Below are 21054 nucleotides of genomic sequence, written 5' to 3' on the forward strand. Positions count from 1 at the left end.
GGGCATTTGCAGAATTTTATCCACACTCTTTTTAGCTTTGCTTTTTTAAAGTCTTTCAGATTTACTCACCCTGTGGATAATTTTTTGATAAAGTGCTTGGTTGCCTGCCTTTTTAGGGCAGCTGTCCACAGAAAAATATCTCATGAACTCAGGTCTTCTATCTTCTGCCGCCGATGGCCTACCACCAGGATCTGGTGAAGGTTTGTGGCAGGCCTGCGTCGATCAACTGGCGCAAGAACTACCAGAACAACAGTTCAATACGTGGATCAAACCATTGGTTGCCAACGTCGCTGAAGACTTTAGCAAAGTGGTTATTTTGGTGGGTAACCGCTTCAAATTAGACTGGATTCGTGCCCAATATGCCAACCGAATTGCTGGTTTGTTGCAACAAATGTACGGTCAGCCCATTCAAGTTGAGTTAGCGATCACTCCCAAAGAAACCCCTGTCAGGATTAAACCTGTTTCATTCTCTCAAGAGCTTGAGTCGCTTCCTGAAAGCTTTGTAGGACTGGAAGAAGGTGTTCCCAGCGGGCCACGCACACGCCTCAACACAGCGCTGACCTTTGATACCTTGGTCGAGGGTACAGCCAACCGCATGGCCCGTGCTGCTGCCATGCATGTGGCAACCATGCCCGGTCAGTTATATAACCCCTTGTTCATTTACGGTGGGGTAGGTTTGGGCAAGACACATTTGATGCACGCGGTAGGTAACAAGCTGCTGTCTGAGCGCCCAGATGCCAAAGTTCTCTACATCCATGCAGAACAGTTTGTTTCGGATGTGGTTAAAGCCTATCAGCGCAAAACTTTTGATGAATTCAAAGAGCGTTATCACTCGCTAGATTTGCTTTTGATCGACGATGTGCAGTTTTTTGCCAACAAAGAACGTACCCAAGAAGAATTTTTCAACGCATTTGAAGCTCTGCTGGCCAAGAAGTCTCACATCATTATGACGAGTGACACATATCCAAAAGGCTTGACAGACATTCACGAGCGCTTGGTGTCGCGCTTTGATGCGGGCTTAACTGTTGCTATCGAGCCGCCCGAATTAGAAATGCGTGTTGCAATTCTGATCAGTAAGTCACGCGTTGAAGGCTCTGAAATGCCTGAGGAAGTAGCCTTCTTCGTGGCCAAAAACGTGCGTTCTAACGTGCGTGAGCTTGAAGGCGCACTGCGCAAAATCTTGGCTTATTCACGTTTCAATCAGAAAGAAATTTCGATTCAGCTGGCACGCGATGCCCTGCGCGATTTACTTTCTATTCAGAACCGCCAGATTTCCGTAGAGAACATCCAAAAAACAGTTGCCGACTATTACAAGATCAAAGTGGCTGACATGTACTCTAAGAAGCGCCCTGCATCAATTGCAAGGCCACGCCAGATAGCGATGTATCTAGCGAAAGAGCTCACGCAAAAAAGCCTTCCTGAGATTGGTGAGCTGTTTGGCGGACGTGATCACACCACTGTGCTGCATGCAGTACGCAAAATCACTGCAGAACGGCAGCAAATGGCTGATTTAAATCAACAGCTGCATGTTCTCGAACAAACACTCAAGGGCTAAACAGCTAGAACAACAACCTTGTGGATAGTTTCTGGACAACACCAGAGTTATCCACAGAAAAGTAGGAATTTAAAAGTTATCCCCTTTTGAACGACAGCAGAAAAGCAAGCTTGCCAACACCTTCACGCTGTGTCCAAGTGCTTGAAAAAAAAGAGGAAAATGCTGTTGTCCACAGAAAGATGCTTTGCTTATCTACTACTACTAATTTAAATAAAGAAAACAAGAGGAAGAGATGATCGTACTGAAAGCAACACAAGACAAGGTTTTAGCTGTTCTGCAATCTGTTGCAGGTATCGTTGAACGTCGTCACACATTGCCAATCTTGGCAAATGTGTTGATTCGCAAAACAGGTAGTTCGCTACAACTGACCACCAGCGATTTAGAAATTCAAATTCGCACCACTGCAGAACTTGATGGTGATGCAGGTAACTTTACGACTACCGTTGGTGCACGCAAGTTGATTGACATCTTGCGCACCATGCCTTCTGACCAAACCGTCAGTTTGGAATCAAATCAAAACAAATTGATTTTGAAAGGTGGTAAAAGCCGCTTTACTTTGCAAAGCTTGCCTGCTGAAGATTTCCCATTGGTGCAAGAAGCTGCCAACTTTGGTCCTTCTTTCAGCGTGCCACAAAAGACACTCAAAGAGTTGTTGCACCAAGTGTCATTCGCCATGGCTGTGCATGACATCCGTTATTATTTGAACGGCATTTTGTTTGTGGCGGAAGGTAAACAACTTAGCTTGGTTGCCACAGATGGTCATCGCTTGGCTTTCTCTTCTGCAACTTTGGATGTGGAAGTACCACGCCAAGAAGTCATCTTGCCTCGTAAAACAGTTCTCGAAATGCAGCGCTTGTTGAGCGACAAAGAAGGTGCCATCGAAATGCAATTTGCTGGTAACCAAGCCAAGTTCACATTCGACGGCATGGAATTTGTGACCAAGCTGGTGGAAGGCAAGTTTCCAGATTACAACCGCGTGATTCCAAAGAATCACAAGAACACCATCACCATGGGTCGTACAGCTTTGTTGGCTACTTTGCAACGCACAGCAATCCTGACCAGCGAGAAGTTCAAAGGCGTTCGCTTGAACTTGGAGCCAGGTGTGTTGCGCGTGGCATCTAGTAACGCTGAGCAAGAAGAAGCAGTGGACGAACTTGAAATTGATTACAACGGCGACGCCATTGAAATTGGCTTCAACGTCACGTACTTGATCGATGCTTTGACCAATATGGACCAAGACATGGTGCAGGTTGATTTGGCTGATTCCAACAGCTCAGCACTTATCACCATTCCTGAAAACACCACCTTTAAATATGTGGTGATGCCAATGCGTATCTAACGCATCGTTGTTTTCCTTTTTACGATTGAACCCGTGAGGTGCTTGTGCCTCACGCACGAAGACTTGCTATGACCGAACCCACTCAAACTCCTGAAACCCCAGTGACGCCTCCAGCCGGTGAAGGCTATGGTGAGGGGTCAATTCAAATTTTGGAAGGCCTTGAGGCGGTTCGTAAGCGTCCTGGCATGTACATCGGTGATACATCTGATGGTTCAGGCTTGCACCACTTGGTGTTTGAGGTGGTTGACAACTCAATTGACGAAGCGTTAGCGGGTCATTGTGATGACATCGTGGTCACCATTCATAGCGATAACTCCATCAGCGTCACAGACAACGGCCGTGGTATTCCTACCGGTGTGAAGATGGATGACAAGCACGAGCCTAAGCGCAGTGCCGCTGAAATCGCTTTGACCGAATTGCATGCCGGAGGTAAGTTCAACCAAAACAGCTACAAGGTATCGGGTGGTTTGCACGGCGTGGGTGTGTCTTGTGTGAACGCGCTGTCCAAATCGTTGCGTTTGGTGGTCCGTCGCGAAGGTAAGGTTCACACCTTAGAGTTTTCCAAAGGTTTCGTGCAAAACCGTTTGATTGAAGTGGTGAATGGTGTTGAAGTGTCCCCCATGCGCATCACCGGTGATACCGAAAAGCGCGGAACAGAAGTTCACTTCTTGCCTGACACAGAAATCTTCACGCAAAACACTGACTTTCATTACGAGATTTTGAGCAAGCGTTTGCGCGAACTCAGCTTTTTGAACAATGGTGTGCGTATCCGCTTGTTGGACGAACGTACGGGCAAAGAAGACGACTTTTCTGGTGCAGGTGGTGTGAAGGGCTTTGTGGACTTCATCAACTCAGGCAAGAAGGTATTGCACCCCAATGCGTTTTACGCTGAAGGTGATCGTCCCGCCGAGACCTATGGTGGCATTCCAGGTACCAACATTGGTGTGGAAGTGTCCATGCAGTGGAACGATGGTTATAACGAAAACGTTTTGTGTTTCACCAACAACATTCCACAACGCGATGGCGGTACCCACCTGACGGGTTTACGCGCTGCGATGACTCGCGTCATCAACAAGTACATCGAAGAAAACGAATTTGCCAAGAAGGCCAAAGTTGAAGTGACGGGTGACGACATGCGCGAAGGCTTGTGCTGTGTGCTGTCTGTCAAAGTCCCTGAGCCGAAGTTCAGCAGCCAAACCAAAGACAAACTTGTGTCTAGCGAAGTGCGTGCGCCTGTGGAAGACATCGTCGCCAAAACACTGACAGACTATTTGCAAGAGCGCCCCAACGACGCCAAAATCATTTGCGGCAAGATTGTGGAAGCCGCCCGTGCACGCGAAGCTGCCCGCAAAGCGCGCGAGATGACACGCCGCAAAGGTGTGTTGGACGGTATGGGCTTGCCAGGCAAGTTGGCCGATTGCCAAGAAAAAGACCCATCGCTGTGCGAAATCTACATCGTGGAGGGTGACTCCGCTGGAGGTTCAGCCAAACAGGGTCGTGACCGTAAATTCCAAGCCATTCTGCCTTTGCGCGGCAAGATTTTGAACGTTGAAAAAGCACGTTACGAAAAGCTGCTGACCAGCAATGAAATCTTGACGCTCATCACGGCATTGGGCACCGGTATTGGTAAAGCCAGTGCTGAGTCTGGCAAGTCGGCCACGGATGACTTCAATGTCGACAAGCTGCGTTACCACCGCATCATCATCATGACTGACGCTGACGTGGACGGTGCGCACATTCGTACGCTGTTGTTGACCTTCTTCTACCGTCAAATGCCAGAGCTCGTCGAGCGTGGCCACATCTACATTGCACAACCACCTCTGTACAAAGTGAAGGCGGGCAAAGAAGAGCTGTACCTTAAAGACGCCTCTGCTTTGGATGGTTTCTTGCTGCGTATTGCGTTGAAAGACGCAAGCATCACCACAGGCGGTGCCAACTCTCAAGTTTTGAGTGGCGACACCTTGGGCGAATTGGCGCGTAAACACCAAGTGGCTGAATCTGTCATTGCTCGCTTGAGTGGCTTTATGGACGCTGAAGCCTTGCGCGCAATTGCGGATGGTGTGTCTATCAACCTCGACACTGTGGCCGATGCTGAAAAATCGGCTGTGGCCATGCAAGAAAAATTGCGCGAACTCGGCAGCGGCTCAGAAGCTTCGGGCGAGTTCGATGTGCGTACCGACAAACCTATCTTGCGTATTAGCCGTCGCCACCACGGCAACGTCAAGAGCAGCGTGATTACCCAAGACTTCGTGCACGGTGCTGATTACGGCGCTTTGGCTGAAGCCGCACAAACCTTCCGCGACTTAGTGTGTGAGGGCTCGAAGGTGCACCGCGGCGAAGGCGAGAAAGCTAAAGAAGAAAAAGTTTCTGACTTCCGTCAAGCCATGAAGTGGTTGATTGGCCAAGCCGAAAACGCCACAGCCCGTCAACGTTACAAGGGCTTGGGCGAAATGAACCCAGCGCAGCTCTGGGAAACTACGATGGACCCCACAGTGCGCCGCTTGCTGCGCGTGCAAATTGACGATGCCATCGAAGCCGATCGTGTGTTCACTATGTTGATGGGCGACGAGGTTGAGCCTCGCCGCAACTTCATCGAAAATAACGCACTGCGCGCTGCCAACATCGATATTTAATCGCGCTTGCCCTTCCAGCGTGAATGCTCTGGGAGGGTTTCCGCGTCAAATACTTTTTGCTGTTCCACGCTCAATTGGTTATAGAACGTACGCGTTGTTTCTGTGCGTTGTTTGATGTGGGCTTGCATGGCGGCCAAATTGGCTTCATGTGCAGCATTCATCTTTTCCATGCGCTCAGGTGTATTCAACTTGGCCAAGGCATCACGGTCTACTGATTGAGCCAATGGCTTTGCAGGGACTTTCATGCCTTGCACAAAAGTGTTCCATGCAGGCTCTTGCGAGGGGGCCAAATGAAGCTTGGCTTTTAATTCGGTTTGACGCTTGTCCCAATGCTTGGTCATGCGCTCGTGCATACGACCCTCGTCGTGATGCACACCCATTTCACCCATCATGGGTTGGGCGTGTGCAGGGACGATAGCGGCAATCGCAGAGCCCGCTAACAAAACAGAGAGTGCAAAACGTGTGCTGTTCAAACGTGTCATAGAAGTTCCTTGAAGTCAGAGGCGAGATGCCTCTGTCAAGTTCGTACTGTGAACCGTCTGTGTAACGCGTCTGTGCGCTGCAGCACAAGTTACGTAAAGTTTTGTAGCTGGCCCTATCCCATTAAGCCTGCACGAAAGTCGTCCACGGCTTGCACCAGCTCCTCGCGGGTGTTCATCACAAACGGGCCGTATTGCGCGATGGGTTCGTTCAACGGTCTGCCGGCAATGACAATGGCGCGTGTGTTGGCTTGGGCACGCAGCACCATGCCATCACCGCCGTTGGCTAGCACGGCCATGCGTTTGATAGGCACAGCGGTGGCTTGGTCGCCTTGCACCACGTCTAGTCCACCACGGTACACATACACAAACGCATTGTGTGTGGCGGGCAAGGGTTGCTCGAACACCGTGCCGTCAGTGGCAGGGAAGTGTAGGTCCAAATACAAAGGTTCGGTGTATTCGCGTTTTATGGCCCCCTCTGCGCCGTGTGATTGCCCAGCAATCACGCGTACCAACACACCTTCAGCCGTGGTGACTTCAGGAATTTCTTCGCTTTGAATGTCACGGTACCAAGGCTCGCAGAGTTTGTTTTTAGCGGGCAGATTCAGCCACAGCTGAAAGCCTTCCATCACACCCTCTTCTTGCTCTGGCATTTCGCTGTGCGTCAGACCGCGACCGGCGGTCATCCATTGCACGCCGCCGTTTTGCAGCAAACCTTTGTGTCCACCGCTGTCTTTGTGGCGCATGCGACCGGCAATCATGTAGGTCACCGTTTCGAAACCTCGGTGTGGGTGGTTGGGAAAGCCCGCAATGTAGTCACCGGGGTTGTCGCTGCCAAACGCATCGAGCATTAAGAACGGGTCAAGACGCTCTTGCAAGTCATGGCTCAGCACGCGTGTCAGACGTACACCTGCGCCGTCTTGGGTGTCTTGGCCTTGCACCAAGCGCTCGACGCCACGAGCTTCACGCACGGTGCTCATGCGACTTGGTAGCCTTCGTCAGCAATGGCGTGCGCAATGTCCTCGCGTGGCTTGCTGCTGTGCACATCGACTTTGCCGGTGCTGCGGTCAATCTCCACCTTGGCGTCTGGGTCTAGGCGTGCAATCGCTTTTTTAACGGCCATTTCGCAATGGCCACAGGTCATGCCTTGGACTTGAAACGTGTTATCCATCATGGGCTCCTTATAAAGATGTAACCTTAACCTATGTCTGAATTGTCCTGCGATATTGGTATTGGTGGAATGACCTGTGCATCGTGCGTGGCCCGTGTGGAGCGCACGATTGCCAAATTGCCTGGTGTTGAATCGGTCAGCGTCAACTTGGCGACCGAATCGGCGAGGGTCAATTGGGCCGCTTCCCAAGCCTCAGAAGACGAGCAAACCCAACAAGCTCGCCTGCGACGCGCGGTGCGTGATGCGGGTTACGAGCCTTTGGCGGCCGAACATTTGGAACAAGCACCAGAAGGTGCGTGGACAGGTTTCATGCCCGTCGCCATGGGTTTGTTGCTCAGTGCGCCGTTGGTCTTACCGATGGTGGGCGATGCCTTGGGTCAGCACTGGATGTTGTCGGCGTTGTGGCAGTTTGTGTTGGCGACGCCTGTGCAGTTCGTGCTGGGCGCACGTTTTTACAAAGCGGGTTGGCATGCCTTGTTGGCGGGCAGCGGCAACATGGATTTGTTGGTGGCTTTGGGCACCACGGCGGGTTGGGCCTTGTCGGTGTGGCTGTGGCTTACAGCGCCTGCGGGTGCGATGGTGCATTTGTACTTCGAAGGTTCGGCGGTGGTCATCTCTTTGGTGTTGTTGGGCAAGTGGTTAGAGGCGCGTGCCAAGCGCCAAACCACCGATGCCATTCGCGCCTTGCATGCCTTGCGCCCTGCGCGCGCGCGCGTCATCACCTTGGATGGCGAGGTGGAAATTCCCATCGAAGAATTGTTGGTGGGCGACAGCTTGGTCGTCTTGCCCGGTGAACGTTTTGCGGCTGATGGTGTGGTGCTTGAAGGCCAAACCCAAGTGGATGAAGCCATGCTCACGGGTGAGCCTTTGCCTGTGCACAAAGCCATCGATTCACGCGTGACCGGAGGCAGCATCAACGGCGAAGGTCGCGTGGTAGTGCGCGTCAGCGCCACAGGTACCACCACTGTGTTGGCCAACATCATCCGTTTGGTGGAAGACGCGCAAGCGGCCAAAGCGCCAATTCAACGCCTGGTGGACCAAGTGTCTGCGGTGTTTGTGCCTGTGGTCTTAGTGCTGGCGTTGGTCACGTTGTTGGTTTGGTGGTTCACAGGCCACAGCCTGGAGGTGTCGCTCATCCATTGCGTGGCGGTATTGGTCATTGCTTGCCCGTGTGCGCTCGGGTTGGCGACGCCCGCAGCCATCATGGCGGGCACGGGTGTGGCGGCGAAGCACGGCATCCTCATCAAAGATGCGCAAGCATTAGAAGTGGCGCACAAAGCGGATACGGTGGCGTTTGATAAAACAGGCACGCTCACCGTTGGGCAACCACGCTTGCTGTCTTTGTTGGCGCTGCAAGACGTCGATGCTGTCGATTCACCAGATGCTCCCGCACAAATGACGGCTCACGCACAAACCTTGCTCGCGCTGGCGGCTTGTTTGCAAAGCGGCAGCGAGCATCCTTTGGCCCATGCGGTGGTGCAAGCAGCCAAAACAAATGGCTTGAGCTATGCCACGCCCGAAGGCGTGAAGGCGGTCGCTGGCTTTGGCAGCGAAGGCGTGGTGCAAGGGCGCCACTTGCTGTTGGGCAGTTTGCGATGGATGGATGCTTTGTCTGTGCCCGCTGGTGAATGGCAAGCCCGTGCAGCCGCTTTGCAAGCGCAGGGTGCCACGGTGTCGGTCTTGGCTGAACGCACGCCGCAAGGGGTCGTTGCGCTCGCCGTGTTGGCTTTTGGGGATGAGCCTAAGCCGGGCGTGCAAGGTGCGTTGGCCAAGTTACGCGCACGCGGTTTGCGTTTGGTCATGATTTCGGGCGACAACGTGGGTGCCGCCCAAGCCATGGCCGCGCGTTTGGGTTTGCGTGCAGACGAAGTGCATGCCGAGGTCATGCCCGGCGACAAAGCTGCTTTGGTGAAAAGCTTGCAACACAACTCCAACGGTGCAGCCCATGTGGTGGCATTTGTGGGTGACGGCATCAACGACGCACCGGCCTTGGCCGCCGCCGATGTGGGCCTTGCCATGGCTAACCTCAATGCCGATGGTCAACGCGGAGGTACCGATGTCGCCATGCAAGCCGCTGGCATCACGCTCATGCGTGGGGATGTGGCGTTGGTGGCGGGTGCGTTGGATATCTCGGCCCGCACCGTGGCCAAGATTCGCCAAAACTTGTTTTGGGCATTTGCCTACAACGCGGCAGGCATTCCGCTCGCCGCCATGGGTTACTTAAGCCCCGTCGTGGCGGGTGCGGCCATGGCGCTGAGCTCGGTGAGCGTGATGACCAACGCCTTGTTGCTCAAGCGCTGGAAGCCTTGATTCGCTTTCGGACGCGGCTTTGCTTGTTGGTATGCGCTTTGGTTTTCGCGTAGAGACCATACATTCTCTGTCGGCCAACACAGCCTAGTAAAATCGCCCGCTGCTAAGCAGGGCGGCGCACAGCCCCTGCGCATCTGTGCCTGTGCACACCCAAAGGTTGGTTTTATGTTGTACCCCCAAGAGTTTGATGTCATCGTGGTTGGCGGTGGACACGCCGGCACCGAGGCCGCGTTGGCCGCGGCACGCATGGGGGCTAAAACTTTACTCTTAAGTCACAACATCGAAACCTTGGGCCAGATGAGTTGCAACCCGTCCATTGGTGGCATTGGCAAAGGTCACTTGGTCAAAGAGGTGGATGCTTTGGGCGGTGCCATGGCCTTGGCCACCGACGAGTCAGGCATTCAGTTCCGTATTCTCAACAGCTCCAAAGGTCCTGCCGTGCGTGCCACCCGCGCGCAAGCTGACCGCATTTTGTACAAAGCCGCCATTCGCCGCATGTTGGAAAACCAGCCCAATTTGTGGCTGTTCCAACAAGCGGTGGACGACCTGATGGTGGAGGGCGATCGCGTGGTGGGCGCCTGCACCCAAGCGGGCATTCGATTCCGTAGCCGCACTGTGGTGTTGACCGCTGGCACTTTCTTGGATGGCAAGATTCACGTTGGCCTGAACAACTACGCAGGTGGCCGTGCCGGTGACCCGCCTGCACTCAGCTTGTCAGCCCGACTCAAAGAACTCAAGTTGCCGCAGGGTCGTTTGAAAACTGGCACCCCCCCGCGCATTGATGGTCGCACGATTGACTTCAGCCAATGCATCGAGCAACCCGGCGATGGCGTGGCCAACCAAACCGAAAACGGCGCACGCTCCGCGGGCGTGTTGGGTGAAGTACCTGTGTTCAGTTTCATGGGCCGTGCGTCTATGCACCCGCAACACATGCCGTGCTGGATTACCCATACCAACCAGCGTACCCACGACATCATCCGATCTGGCTTTGATCGCAGCCCTATGTTCACGGGCAAGATTGAGGGCGTCGGTCCGCGCTATTGCCCGAGCGTGGAAGACAAGATCAACCGCTTCGCCGACAAAGACAGTCACCAAATTTTCTTAGAGCCCGAAGGCCTGACCACCCACGAGTACTACCCCAACGGCATCAGCACCAGCTTGCCGTTTGACATCCAGTATGACTTGGTCCGCTCCATGAAGGGTTTAGAAAACGCCCACATCATTCGCCCCGGTTACGCCATCGAGTACGACTACTTTGACCCGCGCCAGCTCAAGCGCAGTTTCGAAACCCGCGCCATTGGCGGTTTGTTCTTTGCCGGACAAATCAATGGCACCACCGGTTACGAAGAAGCGGCAGCCCAAGGTTTGTTCGCTGGTATCAATGCCGCCTTGCAATGCCGTAGCTTGGCCGGCGCGCCCAATGACTTCGGCGGCGCATGGACGCCTGGTCGTGACCAGGCCTACTTGGGTGTATTGGTCGATGACCTCACCACCAAGGGCGTCACCGAGCCCTACCGCATGTTCACCAGCCGCGCTGAGTTTCGTCTGCAGCTGCGCGAAGACAACGCCGATGTGCGCCTGACCGAAGTCGGCCGACAAATGGGCCTGGTCGATGACGCACGCTGGGAAGCCTTCAGTCGCAAACAAGAAGCTGTTTCACGTGAAACAGAACGCCTCAAATCCATTTGGGTGAACCCCCGCAACTTGCCCGCTACCGAGGCCGAGCGCGTCATGGGCAAGGCCATTGACCGCGAATACAACTTGGCCGATTTGCTCCGTCGCCCCGATGTGAGCTACCAGGGCTTGATGTCTTTGGATAGCGCCAAGTACCAAAACCAAGACATCACCGATGGCTTTGCCGGCGACGATGTTTCACGTGAATCCACCCGAGCCATCATCGAGCAGATTGAAATCGCAGCCAAATACTCGGGCTATATCGACCGACAGCGCGAAGAGGTGGGTCGTGCTGCCCATTACGAAAACCTCAAATTGCCCGAAGACTTGGACTACAACCAAGTCACCGCTTTATCGATCGAGGTGCGTCAGCGCCTGAGCCGCCAGCGCCCAGAAACTTTGGGCCAAGCCTCGCGCATGTCGGGCATCACGCCTGCGGCCATTTCGTTGTTACTCATTCACTTGAAGCGCTCGCGCGTCAAAGGCTTTGCCCAAGCGTCGGCGGCCGATGCGAGCGAGGTGAACTGATGCATCCTTTGTCGCCAGCCCTGCAAAAAGGCCTTGATGAATTGAGCTTGTCTTTGTCCGGTGCGCAACAAGCCCAACTCTTGGCCTACATGGATTTGATTGGCAAATGGACCAAGGTTTACAACCTGACGGCTGTGCGTGATGCCAACGAAATGCTCACGCATCATTTGCTGGATAGCTTGGCGGTGGTTGCGCCTCTGCGTCGCGAATTGGCCAAGCTGGTTTTGCCAGAAGGTCAAACCCAGCTCAGTTTGTTGGATGTGGGGGCGGGCGCTGGTTTGCCCGGCATCGTCATCGCCATCACGTGCCCTGAAATCTTGGTGACCTGCGTGGATACGGTGGCCAAAAAAGCTGCCTTCATCCAGCAGGTGGCGGCCACTCTGAAATTGCCCAACCTCAAAGGTCTGCACGCCCGTGTCGAAAGCTTGACTCGGCCCTATGACGTGGTTTGCTCCCGTGCCTTTGCCTCGTTGGTGGACTTCACCGCTTGGTCCAAGTCAGCCTTGGCCAGCCATGGCGTGTGGATGGCCATGAAGGGCAAACACCCTGACCAAGAGCTGGCCGTGTTGCCAGAAAGCGTCAAAGTGTTTCACGTGGAACAGCTCCAAGTTCCCGGTCTGGATGCCGAGCGCTGCATCATCTGGATGCGCGGTTAAACTTCTCTCAGTTTTAAACCTGAGTCTTCTATGTTCGGTATCGCGGACTACGGCGCTTTTGTCGTGGCCATCATTGTCTTTTTAGCCATTCCCGGCCCCGGTAACTTGGCTTTGCTCACCGCAACTGGCAAGGGCGGGGTGCGTTCGGGTTTGGCTGCCACGCTGGGCGTGATCGCGGGTGACCAGGTGTTGCTGTGGCTGGCGGTGGCGGGTTTGTCAGCGGTGCTCATCAATTACCCAGGCTTGTACAGCTCGGTCAAATGGGCGGGTGCTGCTTACTTGTTGGGCTTGGGTTATTCCTTGTTCAACAGCAAGCCGGGTGATGCGCCGGTGCTGAATATGAAGTCCGATCACTACTTTCGCCAAGGGCTGTTCATCACCGTGCTCAACCCCAAAGCGATTGTGTTTTACATGGCCTTCTTTCCGTTGTTCGTGGACCCTGCGGTCCATCAAGGTTTGCTGACCTTTGGCTTCATGGCTGTCACGATTGCTGCGCTGACTTTCTTGTATGGCTTGGTGGTTGTCTTGTTGGCCCATCATTTGGCTGAGCGCGTGCGCGCCAATCCGATGGTGAGTGTGATGCTCAACAAAGTGGCGGGTACTTTGCTCATGGCTTTTGGCCTGAAGCTGGCGTTGTTTCAATAATTTTTCTGTCTCTTTCGAAAGCTCTGTATGGCCAAAATCTTTTGCGTTGCCAATCAAAAAGGTGGCGTTGGCAAGACCACCACCACCGTCAATTTGGCGGCAGGCTTGGCATTCGTCGGGCAGCGCGTGTTGATGGTTGACCTCGACCCACAGGGCAATGCCACCATGAGCTCCGGCGTGGATAAGCGGGAGATGGAGTTGTCGGTGTACGACGTGTTGTTGGAAGAAGCCAGCGTGGCCGAAGCCCGCATTCGCAGCAACTGGGGCACCGATGGCGTGCGCAGCAAAATCCCAACCTACGATGTCCTGGGCGCTAACCGTGACTTGGCGGGTGCCGAAGTTGAGCTGGTGTCGTTGGAGCGTCGCGAGAACCGCCTCAAACAAGCCTTGGCCGCTGTGGATTCTGAATACGACTTTATTCTTATCGACTGCCCGCCCTCGTTGTCCATGCTGACACTCAATGGCTTGTGCTCTGCGCACGGTGTCATCGTGCCCATGCAGTGCGAATACTTCGCTCTGGAAGGGCTGACCGACTTGGTCAACACCATCAAACAGGTGCACGCCAACCTCAACCGCGACCTCAAAATCATTGGCCTCTTGCGCGTCATGTTTGACCCACGCATCACCTTGCAACAGCAGGTGAGTGACCAACTCAAAGACCACTTTGGTGACAAAGTGTTCAGCGCCGTCATCCCGCGCAATGTGCGCTTGGCCGAGGCGCCCAGTTACGGTTTGCCTGGCGTGGTGTTTGACCCGTCGGCCAAAGGCAGCCACGCGTTTGTCGACTTTGCGCAAGAGATGGTCGAACGCGTCAAATCGTTTTAAGCCCCGCGTGACAACCCCCGTACTCATCCTGCCCGGCTGGCACAACAGCGGCCCTAGCCATTGGCAAAGTCTGTGGCAAAACGCGCACGGCTACATCCGTGTCGAACAACACAGCTGGGATTGGCCCTTGCGTGGCGACTGGATGATTCAGCTCGAAGAAGCCGTGCTGGCCAACCCCAACGCCGTGTTGGTGGCCCACAGCCTGGGCTGCGTGTTGGTGGCGGCGTGGGCGTCACACTCGTTGATTGCCCACCAAGTCAAAGGCGCGTTGTTGGTTGCGCCCGCTGATACTGAGCGTCCCGAGATGCAACAAATGCTGCACAGTTGGAGCCCCATCGTGCGCGAGCGCATGCCGTTTCCATCGGTCGTGGCGACCAGTCGCAACGACCCGTATTGCAGCTTCATGCGCGCCAGTGCCTTGGCCCATGCGTGGGGTTCGCGTTTGGTCGATTGCGGCATGAGCGGTCACATCAATGCCGAATCTAACCTGGGCGATTGGCCCGAAGGCTTTGCCCTGTTGCAAGATTTACTGAAAGAAGAAGTACCCCATGGTCACTAAAAAAACCAAAGGCTTAGGCCGCGGCCTCGAAGCCTTGCTCGGCCCCAAAGTCGACGACAGCGTTGCCGCACAAATCGCCGCCGCCGACGGCTTGCCCAATACCTTGCCCTTGAGCCAAATGGTGCCCGGCATGTACCAGCCACGCACGCGCATGGACGAGGGCGCTTTGTATGAGCTGGCTGAAAGCATCAAAGCTCAAGGCATCATGCAGCCCATCCTTGTGCGGCAGTTGAACGATGGTCCCAACGCAGGCAAATACGAAATCATCGCGGGTGAACGCCGCAGCCGTGCGGCCAAGTTAGCAGGCCTAGACACCGTGCCCGTGCTCGTGCGCAACGTGCCCAACGAAGCTGCCGCCGCCATGGCGCTGATCGAAAACATCCAGCGCGAAGACCTCAACCCGCTCGAAGAAGCACAAGGCTTGCAACGCCTCATCAAAGAGTTTGGCCTCACGCACGAACTGGCAGCGCAAGCGGTGGGCCGCTCACGCAGCGCCGCCAGCAACTTGTTGCGCTTACTCAACTTGGCCGAGCCCGTGCAGTCCATGCTCATGGCGGGCGACATCGATATGGGTCACGCCCGTGCGTTGTTGGCCTTGGACCGTGGCACGCAAATCACCGCGGCCAATCAAATCAGCGCCAAAAAAATGTCGGTGCGCGAAGCCGAAAGCTTGGTCAAAAAACTCAGTGCCGAATTCAACCTCGTGCCGCAAAAACCCAAGAGTGAAAAATCACGCGACATCAAACGCGTCGAAGAAGAACTTTCTGATCTGCTCACCGCACAAGTTGAAGTGCGCGTCAAAAAACGCGTCAAGCGTCATGGCAGAGTGGAAGAAATGGGTGAGTTGGCAATTCAATTCGGCTCCATCGACGAACTCAACGGCCTCATCGACAAACTTCGCAAACCTTAAAACGGATGCTTCAAACGCTGCACAACCTCTTCTTGCCAAAAGCCTTTTTAAAAGGCTCTCCGCTCGAACGCCGTCGCAGCTTGTTGACGTATATGTTGCTCTTGGTGGGCGCTTGCTCACTGCCGTTTTACTTCATTTACCAACCCGATTACGACCATGTCGCCAACTTGGTGGGCACGGTTGGTTACTGGGGTTTGCTGGCGTTGCTCTTGGTGGGCTTGCCTTATTTGTGGATCGCCCACGGCACCTTGTTGTGGTCTATCGGTTATGTGGCCTATCTCGCGGCCATGACCGGCGGCATCAACTCGCCAGTCATGGTGTGGATGACGGCTGCTGTGTTGCCCGCCATTTTGTTGCTTGACCGAACGGCCGCTTTGTTTTGGGTCGTCAGCGTTTTTGTTGCCAATTTGTTGTTGTTGCTCATCAGCCAGCATGGCGTGGTCAACAGCGACATCAACATGGCCAACGACGTCATGGCTTGGACGGTGGCCAGCAAATTTTTGGTCTTGGGCTTAGCGATGTTTGTGGTGTTTGTCACCGACCGCATGCACCGAAGCCAAGTGGCCGACATGGACCAAAGCAATGCCGAGCTAGAGCAAACACACCAAGCCCTCCTCCGCGCCCAAGCGCACAAAGATGAATTCATTGCCTCTGTGGGCCACGAATTGCGCACCCCCATGAATGCCATTTTGGGTCTCAACGGCATCTTGCGTACCGAGTTGGCGGCGCGCACGGAAGACGCTGAAGTGGTGGACCACATTCGCCGCTCCACCGAGCAACTGCTGCAAGTCGTCAACGACATTTTGGATTTTTCACAACTCCAAGCCGGTCGACTGGCCTTGCACGAAGAAGAGTTTGGTTTGCGCGAAACCTTGGCCGAGCTACTGGTCTCTTACGAGGCCAAAGCACAAGTCAAAGGTCTGACGCTGAAGTTAGAGGCCAGTGCCGTGCACAACATGTGGGTCAAGGGTGACCGTCGTCGCCTGATTCAGGTGCTGCGCTACTTGCTCGACAACGCCTTCAAGTTCACATCCACGGGAGACATCCATGTGCGCGCCCAGGGCGTGGGTGGTGGCGTGTTGTTTGAGGTGCAAGACTCGGGCATTGGCATTGCCGCCGATCGACAAAAACAAATCTTCAACGGCTTTGAACACGCCGACGTGCAAACCAACCGCCAATACGGCGGCACAGGTTTGGGCTTGTCCATCTGTGAACGCTTAGTCAGCTTGCAAGGCGGCACCATTGGCGTGAGCAGCGTGCAAGGGCAGGGCGCACGTTTTTGGTTTCAGCTGCCCTTGCGTAGCGTGGCAGTTCGGGAGGCCAAAGCGGCCGCAGAAATGGCCCGCATGCTGGTCGACAAAGCGTTGCAAATTTTGCTCGTCGATGACAACGCGGTGAACCTGTTGGTCGCGCGCATGATGCTGAAAAAATGTTTTCCCAAAGCCGACATTGTGGAAGCTAGCAGCGGCCCCATCGCACTCGAAAAACTACGCACCCAATCCTTTGATCTGGTCTTGATGGACATGGTCATGCCCGACATGGATGGCATGCAAGCCACCCAAGCCTTGCGCCATAACTTCCCTGCGCCGGTGTGCCACATGCCAGTCCTGGCCCTCACCGCCAGTGCCAACCCCGTCGATCAAGACCGTTGCCTCGCTTCTGGGATGAACGATGTGTTGCACAAACCTTTGGATGAGCAGCAGCTGATTTCTAAAATTTCAAACGCATTGGCTGTGCATGCCGCGAGAGCGCTCACATGAAGCCCAGCATGTTCGATCAATTCACCGCATGGGCTGTTCCGCGTTTGCCCCAGCGCTTTCGGGAAGGGCGCTTGCCGTACCTCTTCTTTGTCGCTTGGTTGTTGATCTTTGTCATGGTCATCTTGGCCATCATCACCCCCTATCCCAATGGCGTGCCTGTGCCCCTTGTGTTTGCGGCGGTGGTGTTTGTGTTGGTGGTTTTATTCACCGTGGGTCTACCTTTGCAATGGGCGGTCAACATCGGCCTACTTGCTGCTTTGTTGCAAGTCAGCTATGCCGCGTGGATGTCAGGGGGCATCTTCTCGCCGCGCATGGCGTGGATGACCGCCATTCCGTTGGTGCCGTTCTACGCCGTCAGCCGTTTCTCGGGGTTGGTGTGGTTGATCATTGTGTTGCTTGATGAAGCGGCCATGACCTACGTCACCTGGCAAGCATGGTTGCCCGACAACCCCACGCTGGGCATTGCGCAAGTCATGTCCTCGTTCGCCACGTACACCGTGGTCACGCTGATCGTCATCACCGTTCCATTTTTGTATGACAGCTTGTTTCGTCGCGCCTACGCGGCCAGCTTGCAGCGCAATTTGGAACTTGAAGAAAAGCGCAAAGAGCTGCTGCGCACCGCTGCCTTGCGCGAGCAGTTCATCGCCACCGTCAGCCACGAATTGCGCACACCCATGAACGCGATTTTGGGCTTCAACAACATGCTGCTCGCCCGCGTGTCTGGCAACCCGCAAGCGCTCAAAATTTTGAACCACACACGCCAGTCTGCTGACCACTTGCTCACCGTCATCAACGACGTGCTCGACTACTCGCAGCTGCAAGCGGGCAAGATCAACGTGCAATACGAAACCTTTGCGCTGCGCGACACCGTGCACACCGCGTTTGATTTGTTTGCCCAACGCGTCGAGAGCATGCACCTGCAATACACCTGCACCATCGACGCCAACGTGCCGCACTGGGTGCGCGCCGATCGCCATCGCTTGATGCAAATTTTGGTCAACCTCTTGGGCAACGCCATCAAGTTCACCCACCAAGGTCACGTCACCTTGCACGTGCGCCAAGAGCCTTTGTGTGTGCGCTTCTCGGTGCGCGACAGTGGCATTGGCATTCCTGAAGCGCAGCAGCCCAAAATTTTCCAACGCTTTGTGCAGGCTGAAGACGACATTCAGTCGCGCTATGGTGGCAACGGTTTGGGCTTGTCCATCACCCAACGCTTGGTCGAGTTGATGGGGGGCCACATCGGCTTTGAAAGCAAACCGAGTGCGGGCTCTTTGTTTTGGTTTACCTTGCCGTTGGTCGAGGTGGCTGCGCCACAGGTCGAAGTGCCCAAGGTCAAAACCCCTGCCACGTCTAGCGAAGCAGCGCAGCGGTTTTTAGTGGTCGACGACCATCCGATTAACCGCTTGCTTGTGCGCCAAATTCTCAAAAACAATTGGAAAAACTGTGAGATTGTTGAAGCCGACAACGGCCTCAAAGCACTAGAAGCGCTGCGTCAACACCCCTTCGATGTGGTCCTCATGGACATGGTCATGCCTGAGATGGATGGCATCGAAGCCACCACGGCCTTGCGTCAAACCTTGAGCGCGCCTGCGTGCGACACCCCCGTCTTGGGCCTCACCGCCAACGTCAACCCACAAGACCTAGAGCGCTTTTCTGCGGCGGGCGTGAACGCCGTGGTGCTCAAACCCTTCGATGCCGTCAAAGTCTGCGCCCAAGTGGCGCAGATGCTCACAGAGAAAAAATCTTCCCTGGGTTCATGATGTTGTCTGGGTCTAAGGCCCGCTTGATGGTGCGCATCATGTCCACCGCGCCTTCGCCTGTTTCGGCACGCAAGAAATCCATCTTGTGCAAGCCAATGCCGTGTTCCCCGGTGCAAGTGCCGCCCAAGCTCAACGCGCGCGCCACCAACTTGTGGTTCAGGCTTTCTGCCAGCGCGTGTTCATCGGGGTTGTTCGGGTCAATCAAATACCCCACATGGAAGTTGCCATCGCCCACGTGGCCCACCAAGAAGTAGGGCAGGCCGGACGCATCGGCCTCGGCCAACGAATCCAACATGGCATCGGCCAAGCGGCTGATCGGCACACACGTGTCGGTGGTCACCGCGCGGCAACCAGGGCGGCTTTGAATTGCAGCAAAGTAGGCGTTGTGTCGCGCCGTCCACAAGCGCGTGCGCTCTTCGGGCGTGGTGGCCCATTCAAACGCCACACCGCCATGTTCGGCAGCAATCTCTTGCACCGTCTCGGCTTGCTCTTTCACACCGGCGGGTGAGCCGTGAAACTCCATCAGCAACAACGGTGTCTCAGCCAAATTCAACTTGGCGTACTGGTTCACGATCTTCACAGAACCACCATCTAACAACTCCACACGCGCGATGGGCACACCCATTTGAATGGTGGTGATCGTCGTGTGCACGGCAGCCTCAATGCTGGGGAACGAGCACACCGCCGCCGACACCGCCTCGGGCAGTGGGTAAATGCGTAGCGTCATTTCGGTCATCACACCCAGCGTGCCTTCGCTGCCCACAAACAAGCGCGTCAAGTCGTAGCCCGCGGCCGACTTCTTGGCGCGCGTGCCTGTGCGAATCACCTCGCCACTGGCGGTCACGACTTCCAGTGTCAACACGTTCTCGCGCATCGTGCCGTAGCGCACAGCGTTCGTCCCGCTCGCACGCGTGGCGCACATGCCGCCAATCGACGCATCCGCACCGGGGTCGATCGGAAAGAACAAACCTGTGCTCTTGATTTCTTCGTTCAACTGCTTGCGCGTCACGCCCGGTTGCACCGTCACCGTCAGGTCTTCGGCGTTGATGCTCAGCACCTGGTTCATGCGGCTCACATCCACGCTGATGCCGCCTTGCACCGCCAGCAAATGGCCTTCCAGCGACGAGCCCACACCAAACGGAATCACTGGCACTTTGTATTGCGCAGCTATCTTCACCGCGTCGGCCACATCTTGCGTGCTTTCGGCAAACACCACCGCAGCAGGCGGCGGCACGTGCGTGAAGGGCGACTCATCGCGCCCGTGCTGCTCACGCACCACCAACGCGGTTGAGCAGTTCGCCCCGAAACGCGCCTGCAAAGCGGCAATCATTTCAGCGGGCACCTCGCGTTGTGCCACGGCGGGCGTGAGGTGTTGGTGGTCGATGGGGGCGTTCATGAGGTGTCTCCTAAGCAATGCCTCATTCTAAGAATGATGTTCCTGTCAGCCAGAGCACCCGTGTGACAGGCAAAATAAGCCAAAAACCAAACAACAGAGGCAAACCACATGGGCAACCGACTCTCACAAATCGCCACCCGCACTGGCGACGCTGGCACCACCGGCCTGGGCAACAACCAACGCGTCTCTAAAAACAGCTTGCGCGTGCACGCCATGGGCGAGGTGGATGAACTCAATTCCAACATCGGCGTTTTGTTGTGTGAAGACATGCCGCAAGACGTGCGCCACGTGCTGGTTGAGATCCAGCACCAGCTGTTCAACCTCGGTGGCGAGCTGTCCATTCCTGGTTTTGAGTTGCTCAAAGAAGAAGCCGTGCAGGCCCTGGACACCGCGCTCGAAACCTACAACGCCAAACTCCCCAAGCTCGAAGAATTCATCTTGCCCGCAGGCACACGCGGCGCCTCATTGGCCCATGTGTGTCGCACCGTGGCACGTCGTGCCGAGCGTGCGGTCGTGGCCCTCGGCAACGAAGAAGCCATTCGCGAAGCTCCTCGCCAATACCTCAACCGCTTGAGCGATCTCATGTTTGTTTTGGCCCGCGTGCTCAACCGCATGAATGGCGGTGACGACGTGTATTGGAAAAGCGAACGAATGAAGCGCAACGACGCTTAAAAAGTCGCACTCACTTTCATTGAAAGCACCGGTCAAAACCTCCAAAAACCCCAATTAAATCAGGCTTAATACGCCAATTGGCGTATGTACGAAATCGGGAAAACCCCAGACAATCATTTTTGTCTATTTTGGCGTTTAAGCGCCAGTTTCTGTGGTTCTTCCGGTTTTTACGCTTGTGGTAA

The 21054-nt window shown here is 55.1% G+C and carries 17 protein-coding genes; 13 read left to right on the plus strand and 4 right to left on the minus strand.

Features of this window, described 5'->3' with window-relative positions:
• Nucleotides 1-142 precede the first annotated feature (142 nt).
• From dnaA to gyrB, 3 genes are all read left to right on the plus strand, one after another.
• Complete coding sequence (gene dnaA / locus LINBF2_RS00005; protein ID WP_281891345.1) at nt 143-1555, plus strand: chromosomal replication initiator protein DnaA; 1413 nt, start codon at nt 143-145, stop codon at nt 1553-1555.
• Between the two features lie 232 nt (nt 1556-1787).
• Complete coding sequence (gene dnaN / locus LINBF2_RS00010) at nt 1788-2894, plus strand: DNA polymerase III subunit beta (RefSeq protein WP_104796920.1); 1107 nt, start codon at nt 1788-1790, stop codon at nt 2892-2894.
• 68 nt (nt 2895-2962) lie between these two features.
• Complete coding sequence (gyrB, locus tag LINBF2_RS00015) at nt 2963-5527, plus strand: DNA topoisomerase (ATP-hydrolyzing) subunit B (RefSeq protein WP_281889438.1); 2565 nt, start codon at nt 2963-2965, stop codon at nt 5525-5527.
• Here the strand turns inward: gyrB and LINBF2_RS00020 are convergent.
• From LINBF2_RS00020 to LINBF2_RS00030, 3 genes are all read right to left on the minus strand, one after another.
• Nucleotides 5524-6009: a Spy/CpxP family protein refolding chaperone gene (locus LINBF2_RS00020; protein WP_104796918.1), complete on the minus strand. Its 486-nt coding sequence runs from the start codon at nt 6007-6009 to the stop codon at nt 5524-5526. The genes gyrB and LINBF2_RS00020 overlap by 4 nt on opposite strands.
• Nucleotides 6010-6122: 113 nt before the next feature.
• Nucleotides 6123-6986 carry a pirin family protein gene (locus LINBF2_RS00025; RefSeq protein ID WP_281889440.1) on the minus strand — a complete coding sequence of 288 codons (864 nt, stop codon included), beginning with the start codon at nt 6984-6986 and terminating at the stop codon, nt 6123-6125.
• Nucleotides 6983-7177 (minus strand): cation transporter, encoded by a 195-nt coding sequence (locus LINBF2_RS00030; RefSeq protein WP_104797154.1) that lies wholly within the window; start codon nt 7175-7177, stop codon nt 6983-6985. The genes LINBF2_RS00025 and LINBF2_RS00030 overlap by 4 nt, the downstream gene beginning before the upstream one ends.
• Nucleotides 7178-7210: 33 nt before the next feature.
• Here LINBF2_RS00030 and LINBF2_RS00035 point away from each other — a divergent pair, with 33 nt between their 5' ends.
• The 9 genes from LINBF2_RS00035 to LINBF2_RS00075 all read left to right on the plus strand — a co-directional run bounded on the left by LINBF2_RS00035 (nt 7211) and on the right by LINBF2_RS00075 (nt 18804).
• Nucleotides 7211-9487, plus strand: a complete 2277-nt coding sequence (locus tag LINBF2_RS00035; RefSeq protein WP_281889443.1) for a heavy metal translocating P-type ATPase — start codon at nt 7211-7213, stop codon at nt 9485-9487.
• A gap of 165 nt (nt 9488-9652) precedes the next feature.
• Nucleotides 9653-11689, plus strand: coding sequence for a tRNA uridine-5-carboxymethylaminomethyl(34) synthesis enzyme MnmG (gene mnmG, locus LINBF2_RS00040; protein ID WP_281889445.1), 2037 nt, complete (start codon nt 9653-9655; stop codon nt 11687-11689).
• The gene (rsmG, locus tag LINBF2_RS00045; RefSeq protein WP_281889447.1) at nt 11689-12345 is read left to right on the plus strand and encodes a 16S rRNA (guanine(527)-N(7))-methyltransferase RsmG; all 657 of its coding nucleotides are present in this window, start codon (nt 11689-11691) and stop codon (nt 12343-12345) included. The genes mnmG and rsmG overlap by 1 nt, the downstream gene beginning before the upstream one ends.
• Nucleotides 12346-12375: 30 nt before the next feature.
• A complete protein-coding gene (locus tag LINBF2_RS00050) occupies nt 12376-12990 on the plus strand; it encodes a LysE family transporter (RefSeq protein ID WP_104796913.1) in 615 nt (204 codons plus the stop codon).
• A 27-nt stretch (nt 12991-13017) separates the two neighbouring features.
• A complete protein-coding gene (locus tag LINBF2_RS00055) occupies nt 13018-13815 on the plus strand; it encodes an AAA family ATPase (RefSeq protein WP_281889450.1) in 798 nt (265 codons plus the stop codon).
• Between the two features lie 7 nt (nt 13816-13822).
• Entirely contained in the window at nt 13823-14374 is a 552-nt protein-coding gene (locus tag LINBF2_RS00060) for an alpha/beta fold hydrolase (RefSeq protein ID WP_281889452.1), read from the plus strand.
• A complete protein-coding gene (locus LINBF2_RS00065) occupies nt 14364-15284 on the plus strand; it encodes a ParB/RepB/Spo0J family partition protein (protein ID WP_281889454.1) in 921 nt (306 codons plus the stop codon). Before LINBF2_RS00060 ends, LINBF2_RS00065 begins: the two co-directional genes overlap by 11 nt.
• A gap of 5 nt (nt 15285-15289) precedes the next feature.
• Nucleotides 15290-17044 carry an ATP-binding protein gene (locus tag LINBF2_RS00070; protein ID WP_281889455.1) on the plus strand — a complete coding sequence of 585 codons (1755 nt, stop codon included), beginning with the start codon at nt 15290-15292 and terminating at the stop codon, nt 17042-17044.
• An 8-nt stretch (nt 17045-17052) separates the two neighbouring features.
• Nucleotides 17053-18804, plus strand: a complete 1752-nt coding sequence (locus tag LINBF2_RS00075) for an ATP-binding protein (protein WP_281889457.1) — start codon at nt 17053-17055, stop codon at nt 18802-18804.
• Here the strand turns inward: LINBF2_RS00075 and LINBF2_RS00080 are convergent.
• Complete coding sequence (locus LINBF2_RS00080; RefSeq protein WP_281889459.1) at nt 18773-20200, minus strand: FAD-linked oxidase C-terminal domain-containing protein; 1428 nt, start codon at nt 20198-20200, stop codon at nt 18773-18775. The genes LINBF2_RS00075 and LINBF2_RS00080 overlap by 32 nt on opposite strands.
• 108 nt (nt 20201-20308) lie before the next feature.
• On the opposite strand from LINBF2_RS00080, the gene LINBF2_RS00085 reads away from it, so the two are divergent.
• Nucleotides 20309-20872 carry a cob(I)yrinic acid a,c-diamide adenosyltransferase gene (locus LINBF2_RS00085; protein WP_281889461.1) on the plus strand — a complete coding sequence of 188 codons (564 nt, stop codon included), beginning with the start codon at nt 20309-20311 and terminating at the stop codon, nt 20870-20872.
• The last annotated feature ends 182 nt before the right edge of the window (nt 20873-21054 follow it).

It is taken from the genome of Limnohabitans sp. TEGF004 (assembly GCF_027924965.1).
GTDB lineage: Bacteria > Pseudomonadota > Gammaproteobacteria > Burkholderiales > Burkholderiaceae_C > Limnohabitans.